This window comes from Sphingopyxis sp. HIX (assembly GCF_001468285.1).
GTDB lineage: Bacteria > Pseudomonadota > Alphaproteobacteria > Sphingomonadales > Sphingomonadaceae > Sphingopyxis.
This window is the reverse complement of sequence record NZ_LNSB01000077.1, coordinates 1-10538: the sequence shown is the minus strand read 5'-3', so window position 1 is coordinate 10538 and position 10538 is coordinate 1. Positions and strand designations below refer to the sequence as shown.

The window sequence follows — 10538 nt, the reverse complement described above, 5'->3', positions numbered from 1 at the left end:
GGCCTGCAACGCTCGACCCCTCCACCGCCCTTCGGGCGGTCCCCCTCCCCACGGCTTCGCCGCAGGGAGGATTAAGAACGTCCGCTCCCCACCCCAAACCAGCCACTCCTACTTCCCGATGATCCCCTCCATCTGCGCGCGCAGCTCGACGCGCAGGTCGGGATATTCGACCGCGCGCATCGCCCATTGGCGCGCCATCGCAGCGTTGGCGTCGACCCCCTGCCCCGTCTGGTAGCCGAGCGCGACGACCGCCATCGCGTTGGCGTGCGCGGTTTCGGTGCCCGTTCCGTCGCCCGACAGCGCCGAACTGCGCGCCGCGATGGCGCAGTCGTCGAAGGCGTCGGCGATGCTGTTGTTGTAGACACCGATTTCGCACAGCCACAAATTGCCCTCGACATCGCCGCCCCGCGCGATCGCGCGGAGCCGGGCGGCCATGTCGCCCCGCCGCGCGGGATTGACCGCGGCGGCGAAGAACATCGCGGCGGGGTGCCCGGCCTCGGCCGCCTCGGCGAACAGGCGTTCGGCGCCGGCGAGGTCGGGCTTGCCGAAACCGCCGATCCAAAATTGATGCGCGAGGTGCGTCTTCGCCTTGGCATAGCCGCTCGCCGCGGCGGCGCGGTAGAGCCGCTCGCCCTCGATGCGGTCGGGGGTCCCCGGCGCGGCGCCCATCAGCAGATAGCCATATTCGAGCTGGCCCGGCGCATAATCGGCAGCGGCCGAGCGCGCGAGCCACTCGCGCGCGGCGGGCAGGTCGCGCGCCACCCCGACCCCGAATTCGAGCATATAGCCGAGGATATGCTGCGCGACCGGATCGCCGCCCTTGGCGAGCGCGGCGATGTCCGCGGTCGAACGGGTCGTGAGCAGCCTCGCGACGATGATCGGCTCGTCTTCGACGGCCAGCCGGGCGAGCGGCAGGTCGAGCGGCGCGATCGCGGCCGGGCCGCCGCGCGTCGTCGCGGCTTGCGCCGGAGCCGCGGCGGCCGGCGCTACCGGGCTGACCGGCGGCGGCGCGGCCATCGCGGGATCGAGCTTCCGCGGCTCGACCAGATAGAGGCCGCCGAGCTTGCGGCCATAGTGGAAGGGCTCCTGCTCGCCGCGCGGCATGCCTTCGGTGAGTTCGGGCACCTCGCTCTCGATCGCGCCGAACATCGTGGTGAGCGGCACCGGCATCGACAGATAGCGTCCGGCAGCGGTGGCAAAGGGGCTGAGCCGCGAGCCGATGGGCGCGTCGTCGTAGGCGGGCGCACCGATCGCGGTCGAATAGAGCACCGCGCCGCGCGGCAGCGACAAGAGGCCGATCGGCCCGACGCCGCCCTCGGTCGCGACCGCGGGCTGGTCGGCGAGGCGCACGATCGGGTCGGCGGTGCGGCACGCATCGACCAGGAACAGCGCCACCGCACCATCGGGGATCACGCGCTTCGCAATGGTCTCGAGCGACACGAAGCGCAGGTCGAGGTCGCTGCGCCGCGTCATCGGCGGGGCGTCGGTCGGCACGACATAGTTCTTCTGCGCATATTGGAAGCCGTGGCCGGCGTAATAGACGACCACCGTCCCCGCGCTCGCCGCCTCGGCGGCGAAGCGGTCGAGCCCCGCGAGCAGGTCGTCATGCTCGGCGTCGGCGATCACGCGCACCGCATAGCCGGCGTCGGTGAGGGTCGAGCAAATATGCGCGACGTCGGTGCGGGCGTTGGCGAGCGCGGCCCAGCTATAGCCGTCATAGGCGCTGTTGCCGATCAGCAGCGCGACGCGGTCGCCGCGGAGCGGGCCGCTGCCGCATTTGCCGCCGGTCTGCGCCGCCGCCGGTGCGGCGGTGCTGAGCAGCAGTATGAAGAGCGCCGCCAAGGCGCCTTGCCAGATCGTCTTCACTTGATCGCCCCTCGCATCATCGTTCGATTCTGCGACCCGGCGCGACCCTAAGCCGGTCAAATCGCGCGGCAAAGCGAAAAGGGCGCGCTGTGCGCCGCGTCACCGCGCCGCGCTGGACGATCGGGCAGGAGCTGATAATCTGAACGACCGAAGCCAGGGGATTTTATGAAGGCCTTTCTCGCCGCCGCCATGCTGCTTTGCGGCTCCGCGCATGCTGCGGAACCCTCGCCGCTGACCATGAAGATCCCGCCGATCACCGACGAACAACTCCACGCCGGGCTCGAAATGGGGCAGGAGATCGAGGCGCGCGTCGATGGCGACCTCAACGGCGATGGCGATCCCGACACCGTCTATGTCGTCGCGAGCCCCGACGAGCGCACCGTCAACGTCGTGCTCAGCGTCCGCAGCGAGTTCGAGGCCGGCCAGACGCTCGGCGGGACCTTCAAGCTCCAGCCCGACCGGCTCGGCGGCGCGGCGCTGTCGATCAAGAAGGGCGTGCTGGTGATCGAGGATCTGACCGGCGGCACCACCGCCCTGTCGACGACCTATCGCTATCGCATCGCCAAGGGGCAGCCGCGCATGCAGCTGATCGGCATGGATGTCACCCTCTACAGCCGCACCTGGGCGCATGACGGCGACGAGATGAGCTGGAACGTGCTGACCGGCGATACCGTGACCTCGCTGCTCAAGGTCAGGGGCAGCGGCGAGGATGCGAGCTACGAAACGCTCTACACGCGCAAGTTCAAGCGGCCGGCGCGCACCATCTATATGGACGACACGCCGGAGCCCGAGTTCGAGCTGATCAGCGTGACCAAAGCGAAATGATCAGGGCTGCAGCAACGCCGGGATGATCCAGATCGCCGACAGCACGACGATCACCGCGATCAGCGAAAAAGCCAGCACGTAACGGACATTGTGACCCTTGACCCCGCTGCTCGCCTCGGTTTCGGTCACCTCGACATGGTCATCGACGACTTTCATGGTTCGTCTCCTTTTCTGGTCCGCCTAATACGCGGGCCTTCCCGGCGCGGTTCCCGCGCGATTGGGGGAGAGGAAATGCCAGAGGGTCTGTAAGCCGGGTTCTGTCCACCCCTTTTGACGGGGGATGGGCGATCATTCCTCTAGGCGGCCGGTTGCCCGGACGCTCAAGCAGTCAACCCGGACGGCGGGGCCGGAACCAGCCCTGGATAAATCCGTGCCATCCCTATTCGACCTTGCTCCCGGTGGGGTTTGCCGTGCCGCGTCCGTTGCCGTCCGCGCGGTGCGCTCTTACCGCACCCTTTCACCTTTCGCCGGGCCGAGGCCTTTGGCGGTCTTCTCTCTGTGGCACTTTCCCTTGCTCCGGCTTCCCGGAGCCGCCGGACGTTATCCGGCACCGTGGTTTCCGTGGAGCCCGGACTTTCCTCCCCCGCTTGCGCGGCGGCGATCGCCCGACCCTCTGGCGGGTGCGAGTATAGCGCGCTTCGGCGGGGTTTGCGAGGGCTAGTCGCCCTCGGGCTGCGGCAGCAGCAGCGCCAGCAATATCGCGCGGCACTCGCCGCAGATCGTGCCGTCGATCAGTTCGGGCCGGAAGCGGCGCTGGAAGGCCACCGTCGCCGCAAAACCGTCGGTCACGTCGTAGCCGAAGCGCTCGAGCGCCAACAGAAAGCCCGCGTCGGTCCACAAGGGATCGGTCAGTTTCTTGGTCGGGCGCGGCAGCGCGAGGCGGCGGCGCGCGAGTTCCTCCCACGGGAAAAGCTCGCCCGGGTCCTGCTTGCGCGTCGGCGCGATGTCCGAATGGCCGACGACATTGCCGCGCGTGATCGCATGGCGGTCCTTGATCAGATGGACCAGCCGGACGACCGCGGCGACCTGCGGGTCGGGAAAGGGCACATAGCCATGCTCGTGCCCCGGGTTGACGATCTCGATCCCGACGCTCGCCGAATTGATGTCGCTGATCCCGCGCCAGTGCGACTTGCCCGCGTGCCACGCGCGTTTGTCCTCGGGCACCATATGGGTGACCTGCCCATCCTCGCTGACGACATAGTGCGCCGACACCTTCGATTCGGGATTGGCAAGCCAATCAATGGCTTCGTCGCCGCTCTTCATGCCGGTATAGTGGAGCACGATCATCGAGACCGGCAGCGCGCGCTCGTCGAAATTGGGGGACCAGCGTTCGATAGATTCGCTCATGCGTGTCGCGGCCCGATCCGTCCAAAACCCCTCCCCACCTGCGCCAGCCCTGCGCAAAATGCAAGGCGGCGATCAGGCGGCTTGCGGACGGCGGACCTGCTGGTCGGCGGGTTCGTAGAGTCCGCGGAGGCGCGGGCTGGCGACGAACTGGTCGGTCTGGCCGAGCACGGTCTCGCCCGCGCCGAGCACGAGGAAACTCTGCGGCGCCGCGACCATGCGCAGCCGCGCGAAGGCCTTCTGCCGCATCGGCAGCGAGAAATAGAGCAGCAGGTTGCGGCAGAAGATGAGGTCCGCAGGGCTCGCCAGCGGCGGACGGTCGGTGAGCATATTCTGCACCGAAAAGTCGATCCGGCGGCGGAGGTCGGCCTTGGCGAGCCAGCCGCCCTCGGTCTGGTCGAACCAGCGCACCATGCGCTGCACCGGCAGCCCGCGCTGGATCTCGAACTGGCTGTAGAGCCCGACGCGCGCGCGGCTGATCGCGTGATAGCTGACGTCGGTGCCGACGATGTCGACCTGCCACCCCGCCCAGCGCGCCTCCTGCTCGGCGAGCAGCATCGCCATCGAATAGGCTTCCTGCCCCGTCGACACGCCGCAATGCCAGATGGTCAGCCGGCGCTTGTCGGCGTTGATCACCCGGATCTTTTCAAGCGCGGTCTGCGCTATGTCGTCGAACACGCTGTGTTCGCGATAGAAAAACGTCTCGTTGTTGAGCATCGCGTCGACCGTGTCGTCGAGCAACTGGCGGCTGGTCGAGGTCACCAGCGCCGCGACCAGCCCGTCGAGGTCGGCGATGCCGTGGCGCTGCATCACGGGCTTGAGCGACATTTCGATGCGCCAGATACGGCTCGGCGACAGCGTCTGGCCGGTGCGCGATTCGAGCACGCCCATCAATACGCGATAGGCCGATTCGCTGGCGGTCCCGCCCATCATGATCGGGCCCGTCCCTTGAGGAAGCTGCCGAGCATCAGCGCGATCGCATCGGGATTGAGCGTCGCCGCGGCGATTCCCGCCTTGGCGACCGCACCGGGCATGCCCCAGATCACGCAGCTTTCGGGCGCCTGCGCGAACACCGTGCCGCCCGCCTCCTTGAGCCGTGCCGCGCCATCGGCGCCGTCGCGGCCCATGCCGCTCAGCACCACCGCGGCGGCGCGCGGGCCGTACACGTCGGCGAGCGAATCGAACATCGGGTCGGCCGAAGGGCAGCAGCCGTTGGCGACCGGCCGCCGGTCGAGCGCGATCTCGCGGCGGCGGCCCTGACCCACGACGACCAGATGCGCATCGCCCGGTGCGAGGTAGATATGGTTCTTCTCGACCAGCATCCCCGCCGCCGCGACCACGACCTTGCGCGCGGTCATCGTCGCGATCTGCCTGGCATAAAATTCCATGAAGGCGTCGGGCAGATGCTGGGTCAGCAGGATCGGCGCGGTGATGCGCGGGTCGAGATGGCTGAGGAAGCTGGTGAAGGCCGGGATGCCGCCGGTCGAGGCGGCGACCGCGATGCATTCGAGCGGCTGATCGGTGTCGATCGCGACCGGCGCGGGCGCGACCGCCGCGGGGGCGGCGGCGCGGATCACGCCGATACCGTGCTGCGGCTGCTGCCCCAGGGTGCGGATGCGTTCGGTCAGCACCTCGGCGAAGCGCCCCGAAAAGCTGCCGCGCCCGGGCTTGGCCAGCGTGTCGCTCGCGCCGAGCGCCAGCGCCTCGATCGCCGCGGGCCCGCCCTCGACGCAATTCGACGAGAGGATCAGCACGCGCGCCTTTTCGGCGCGGTCGAGGATCAGCGGGAGCGCGGTGATGCCATTCATCCCCGGCATTTCGATGTCGAGCACGACGACGTCGACAGGTTCGCAGGCGAGATAGGCGAGCGCGTCGTGCGCCGAGGCGACCGAGGCACAGACCGTCAGCCCCGCGCTCTGCTCGATGATCCGCTCGAGGATGCTGCGCACGACCAGGCTGTCGTCGACCAGCATGACGCGCACGTCGCGCAGCGCCGGGAGGAGCTGGTCCGGCGGGGCCGCGCGGGCCAGATTTGGGGATGCCGCCACCCGCGCCGCCTCAGGCGACGCCGACGAGCTGCAATTTTCCTTCGAGCGTTTCGCGGTCGAACGGCTTCATGACATATTCGTCCGCCCCGGCTTCGATCGCGGCGCGGATATGGTCGATGCTGTTCTCGGTCGTGCAGAAGACGACGCGCGGCCGCTCTTCATGCCCATAGTCGAGGTCGTTGAACGCGCCGAGGAACTCCATGCCGCTCATCACGGGCATGTTCCAGTCGAGCAGGATCACGTCGGGGCGATTGGCGCGGCAAAAGGTCAGCGCCTCCTGCCCGTCGGCCGCCTCGTCCACCTCGAAAGCCATGCTTTCAAGGATATGGCGCGCGACCTTGCGGATCACTTTGCTGTCATCGACGACCAGACAGGATTTCGACATGATTTACTCCGTGCCCCCGGTAATGCAGCGGGGATATCCAAAAACCGTATTCAGCCCGTTAATGTCACGCCGCCTTGGCGACGGGCAAAGTGACGAAATGCGAAGGGTCGACGACGAGCAGGCTGTGCCCCTCATGCTCGATCATCGCGTCGGCGACGCGCGCCCAGCCGGGGAGCAGCTTGCCCGCGACGCGCGTTTCGGGCGCCTCGATGAAGCAGACATCCTCGATCGCGTCGGCGAGCAAAGCATAGCCGTGTTCGGCGACGTCGACGACGATCACGCGCTGCCCCGGCGCGACGGGGACCGGCGGCAGGCCGATCACGACATGCGGGTCGATCAGCGTGAAGACGCGGCTGCGCAGCGCGAACAGCCCCGCGACATGCGGCGGCGCGGCGGGGACATGGACGGGCGTGCCCACCGTCACCACCGAGTTGATCGCGCGGCTGCGCAGCGCGACGCGCGTGTCGGCGATGCGCGCGATCAAATAGAGTTTTTCCATCATGAGCGGCCTCCTGCGACCTGCCTGCGCAGCGCCTCGAGCAAAGCGGCGCGGTCGTAACGATAGATGCTGTCGTCCTCGGGCCCCGTCGCGGCGGGCGAGGCGCGCAGCCGGACGAGCGGCACGTCGGATGCGATCGGACCCGACGCGGCCTCGGTCAGACACAGCTGGACGTCGGGGCGTTCTTCGCTCGCCTCGTCGCCCCCGATAACGCGGTAGCCCGCGCTGCGCAGGATCGGCGCGAGAAAATTGCTCGCCCAGCCGTCGGCGTCGGCGGCGATGCGGCAGAGCGGCTGGCGCAGCGACGGCGCAGCCTGCCCGGTGCCATATTGCGCCATCAGCCAGAAGGGATCGATCAGTTCGACCGGCTGGCCGCCGATCAGCACGACCCCGGCGATCAGGCCGGGCGCCGGCGCCGTCTGCACCGCGTCGGGCAGCCGGACGATGTCGATCACCGCCTCGATCGGGTAGCAGAGCACCGACTGGCCGTCGTGCAGGCGCAGCAGCTTCACCGCGTCGCGGCCCCTGGGCACCGCGGCGGCGTGGACCGGGAAGATGTCGCTGCCGATTTTGACCTGGACGGCGCCGGCGCTTTCGAACAGCGCCGCCGCCGGCACCTCCTCGACGCGTTCGATCACCGACAGGCGGACGCCCCGCATCTGGCCCCCGACGTCGCAGAACAGCAGCAATTGCGCGGCATCGCGTGCCGCCGCGGCCTCGGCGGCGGCCTCGACATCGGCATCGTGGCTGCGTCCGGCCTCCGACGCGTCGACCCCGGCGGCGGCGAGCAGGCCCTGGACGTCGAGCAGCAGCACCGGGCGGCCGTTGTCCGGCAACGTCGTGCCGGCGTAGAGTCCGGTCGCCATGATCATCGGCGCGGCGGGTTTGATCACCAGTTCCTCATGGTCGTGGATCGCGGCGACGCTTAGCGCATAGCTCATTCCCTGGCCCGGCCGGATCAGGATGATCGCGCGGTCGTCGCGGTCTTCGCTCGCATCGACCTCCCCGCCCAGCACCTGTTCGAGGCGCAGCAGCGGGAATTGTTCGCCGCGCACGGTGACGAGTTCGCCGCCACCGATGCGGTCGATGCGCACCGAATCGCTCGTCTCGAGCAGGATCTCGCGCACCGACCCCCTGGGAATCGCGAAATATTGCCCCGACGCGCGGACCATCAGGCCCGAGATGATCGTCAGCGTCATCGGCACGCGCAGCACGATCGACAGCCCGCGGCCCTCGTCGTTGCGCAGTTCGACGACGCCCCCGATCTTTTCGAGGTTCGCCTTGACGATATCCATGCCGACCCCGCGGCCCGAGATCGCGGTGATCTTGGCCGCTGTCGAAAAGCCGGGGCGGAAGATGAGTTCGAGCTTCTCGCGCGGGCTCAGCGCCTTGGCTTCGGCGGCGCCGATGACGCGCACCGACAATGCCTTGGCGACCAGCGCGTCGGGCGACAGCCCGCGGCCGTCGTCGCGCACCTCGATCTCGATCTGGTTGCCCGACTGGCGCGCGGACACCGCGATGTTGGCGGTGACCCCCTTGCCCGCCGCGACGCGCTCGTCGAGCGGCTCGATGCCATGGTCGATCGCGTTGCGGACGATGTGGATCAGCGGGTCGCGGATATTCTCCATCATCTCGCGGTCGAGCTCGACCTCGCCGCCGCTGGTCGAGAAACGGATCTTCTTGCCCAGGTCCTGCGCGAGGTCGCGGACGATGCGCGGCAGCGGGGCGAAAAGCTTGTCGATGCGCTGCATGCGCATCTGGCTGACCGACTGGCGCATGCCGGCGATCGAATCGGAGAGGCGGTCGAACGAGGCGATCACCGAGGCGTCGGCGCCCGATTCGCGCAGCATCCGGGCAAATTCGTTGCGCGCGAGCACGATGTCGGTGACCCCGGTCATCACGCTGTCGAGCAAAGGCAGCGGCACGCGGATCGAGCGCCAGCTCTGGAGCAGATCGGTGTTGATATCTTCTTCGGTAGCTTCGACTTCGACGGGCGCAGCCGCGGCCACCGGCGTATCATCGACCAGCGCCAGCGCGCCGATGACGTCGCTATCGTCGCCCGGCGGTTCGGTCCCGCTGTTGCCGAGCGCGGTGCACAGCCCCGACAGGCGGTCGATGATCGCGAGCACCGCGGTGACCAGCGCGGCATTCGCCGGGCGGTTGCCGCGGCGGACCTGATCGAGCGCATCCTCGGCGGCGTGCGACAGCGCGGTGACGCGCGGCAGCGACAGGAAACCCGAGCTGCCCTTGATCGTGTGGACGAGGCGGAAAATCGCGTCGAGTTGCGCACGGTCGGCCGGATCGGCTTCCCACGCGACGAGGGCGCCGCCGGCCTCGGCCAATATTTCCGCCGTCTCGGCCAGGAAATCGTTCAGCAGATCGTCGATCACGGTGTTGGTGCGCCCCCAAAATCAGGCCGCCACCATGAAGGACAATGGTTAAGGAGCACTTTACATATCGGCCCGAATGCTGCCGTTTCCGGCAGTTTCGGCGCGCGTGCCCGCGCGTCCGGACGAAGACCGCCGAGGGTTTGGGCCCCCGGCGGCAGGTCTGCCCAATCGGAAGGAGCAAATGGGTAGACGCGCCGCGTGCGCGATCGGGGGGATCGGGCTCGAAGCCCGCGCGATCAACCGCGCAGGACGGCGCCCACCAGCAGCGAGGTCGGCGTCTCGCGCGCGAGCATCACCGTGCCGCCATTCTGCGCCGCGACCGCCTGCACCAGGATCGCGGGCGCGGTGCGCGAAGTCATCGGGCTCGCGCCCTCGCCCTCGGCCAGAATCCGCTCGACATCGGCGTCGAGGAACAGCCGCTCGGCCTCGACGTGCAGCGCGATCTCGATGCCACCCTCTCCCTTGGCGCCCTGGCTCTCGCACCCGATGTCGAGCCGCCCGCCGCGCACCAGCGCGTCGACGAGCAGCAGCGACAGGTTGAGGATGATCTTCACCGCGGGCTTGGGCAGCGGATCGGCGCCGATCATCCAGTTGAGGTCGATCGCGCGGTCGCCGATGATGCCCTGGATCGCCGACTTCGCCTCATCGGGCGGCACCATCTCGCCGAAACCGCCCGCCGACCCGAAGGCGAGGCGAAAGAATTTGAGCTTGTTCGCCGAGGTCCGCGCGCTCTGTTCGAGCAATTCGATGCAGCGCGCGCGCATCGCGGGATCCTGTTCGTCGGCGAGCAGTTCGAGCCCGTTGGCGAAGGCGCCGACGGGGCTCAAGAGGTCGTGACACAGGCGCGAAGCCAGCATGGAGGCGAAATCGACGCGATCGTCGGACATGGATGGTAAAGCTCCCCGCGGTCCGGCAGTTTCCGGCTCGCGACGCTGTTAGGGCAGGCGCCCCCCGATGGGCAAGAGCGATCCGGTGGGGGATGGGGTGAGTTGTGGATTGAGCGGCGGTGCGGCCATAATAATCCTCCCTGTCGCGAAGCGATGGGGAGGGGGACCGCCGCCGCAGGCGGTGGTGGAGGGGCGGTGGCAGCCTTCGGCAAACGCCTTATGGCGTTCGGCCCCTCCACCACCCTGCGGGCGGTCCCCCTCCCCACGGCTGCGCCGCAGGGAGGATTAGGAAGG

General features: G+C 68.6%; 10 protein-coding genes and 1 other RNA gene. 1 reads left to right on the top strand and 10 read right to left on the bottom strand.

What is annotated here, in order from left to right:
• Positions 1-108: 108 nt before the first annotated feature.
• Positions 109-1866 carry a caspase family protein gene (locus ATE62_RS22320; RefSeq protein ID WP_058809535.1) on the bottom strand — a complete coding sequence of 586 codons (1758 nt, stop codon included), beginning with the start codon at positions 1864-1866 and terminating at the stop codon, positions 109-111.
• A gap of 165 nt (positions 1867-2031) precedes the next feature.
• On the opposite strand from ATE62_RS22320, the gene ATE62_RS22315 reads away from it, so the two are divergent.
• The gene (locus ATE62_RS22315; RefSeq protein ID WP_058809534.1) at positions 2032-2691 is read left to right on the top strand and encodes a hypothetical protein; all 660 of its coding nucleotides are present in this window, start codon (positions 2032-2034) and stop codon (positions 2689-2691) included.
• On the opposite strand, the gene ATE62_RS23780 is transcribed toward ATE62_RS22315, so the two are convergent.
• The 9 genes from ATE62_RS23780 to ATE62_RS22280 all read right to left on the bottom strand — a co-directional run bounded on the left by ATE62_RS23780 (position 2692) and on the right by ATE62_RS22280 (position 10244).
• Positions 2692-2847, bottom strand: a complete 156-nt coding sequence (locus tag ATE62_RS23780) for a hypothetical protein (protein WP_171013398.1) — start codon at positions 2845-2847, stop codon at positions 2692-2694.
• Positions 2848-2921: 74 nt separating this feature from the next.
• Positions 2922-3308, bottom strand: an RNA gene (gene rnpB, locus ATE62_RS22325) — RNase P RNA component class A.
• A 40-nt stretch (positions 3309-3348) separates the two neighbouring features.
• Positions 3349-4038, bottom strand: coding sequence for an N-acetylmuramoyl-L-alanine amidase (locus ATE62_RS22310; protein WP_058809533.1), 690 nt, complete (start codon positions 4036-4038; stop codon positions 3349-3351).
• Positions 4039-4110: 72 nt separating this feature from the next.
• Positions 4111-4968 (bottom strand): CheR family methyltransferase, encoded by an 858-nt coding sequence (locus tag ATE62_RS22305; RefSeq protein WP_058809532.1) that lies wholly within the window; start codon positions 4966-4968, stop codon positions 4111-4113.
• Positions 4965-6083: a chemotaxis-specific protein-glutamate methyltransferase CheB gene (gene cheB, locus ATE62_RS22300; RefSeq protein WP_231736389.1), complete on the bottom strand. Its 1119-nt coding sequence runs from the start codon at positions 6081-6083 to the stop codon at positions 4965-4967. The genes ATE62_RS22305 and cheB overlap by 4 nt, the downstream gene beginning before the upstream one ends.
• A 10-nt stretch (positions 6084-6093) precedes the next feature.
• The gene (locus ATE62_RS22295) at positions 6094-6468 is read right to left on the bottom strand and encodes a response regulator (protein WP_058809531.1); all 375 of its coding nucleotides are present in this window, start codon (positions 6466-6468) and stop codon (positions 6094-6096) included.
• 64 nt (positions 6469-6532) lie between these two features.
• Complete coding sequence (locus tag ATE62_RS22290; RefSeq protein ID WP_058809530.1) at positions 6533-6970, bottom strand: chemotaxis protein CheW; 438 nt, start codon at positions 6968-6970, stop codon at positions 6533-6535.
• A complete protein-coding gene (locus ATE62_RS22285) occupies positions 6967-9357 on the bottom strand; it encodes a chemotaxis protein CheA (protein WP_231736387.1) in 2391 nt (796 codons plus the stop codon). The genes ATE62_RS22290 and ATE62_RS22285 overlap by 4 nt, the downstream gene beginning before the upstream one ends.
• 236 nt (positions 9358-9593) lie before the next feature.
• Positions 9594-10244 carry a histidine phosphotransferase family protein gene (locus ATE62_RS22280; protein ID WP_058809529.1) on the bottom strand — a complete coding sequence of 217 codons (651 nt, stop codon included), beginning with the start codon at positions 10242-10244 and terminating at the stop codon, positions 9594-9596.
• Positions 10245-10538 lie beyond the last annotated feature (294 nt).

Bases quoted from the DNA above. Each gene is read 5' to 3' on its own strand.
- ATE62_RS22305 (WP_058809532.1), bottom strand. From the start codon at position 4,968: ATGATGGGCGGGACCGCCAGCGAATCGGCCTATCGCGTATTGATGGGC.
- ATE62_RS23780 (WP_171013398.1), bottom strand. From the start codon at position 2,847: ATGAAAGTCGTCGATGACCATGTCGAGGTGACCGAAACCGAGGCGAGC.
- ATE62_RS22290 (WP_058809530.1), bottom strand. From the start codon at position 6,970: ATGATGGAAAAACTCTATTTGATCGCGCGCATCGCCGACACGCGCGTC.
- ATE62_RS22315 (WP_058809534.1), top strand. From the start codon at position 2,032: ATGAAGGCCTTTCTCGCCGCCGCCATGCTGCTTTGCGGCTCCGCGCAT.
- ATE62_RS22280 (WP_058809529.1), bottom strand. From the start codon at position 10,244: ATGTCCGACGATCGCGTCGATTTCGCCTCCATGCTGGCTTCGCGCCTG.
- ATE62_RS22295 (WP_058809531.1), bottom strand. From the start codon at position 6,468: ATGTCGAAATCCTGTCTGGTCGTCGATGACAGCAAAGTGATCCGCAAG.
- ATE62_RS22310 (WP_058809533.1), bottom strand. From the start codon at position 4,038: ATGAGCGAATCTATCGAACGCTGGTCCCCCAATTTCGACGAGCGCGCG.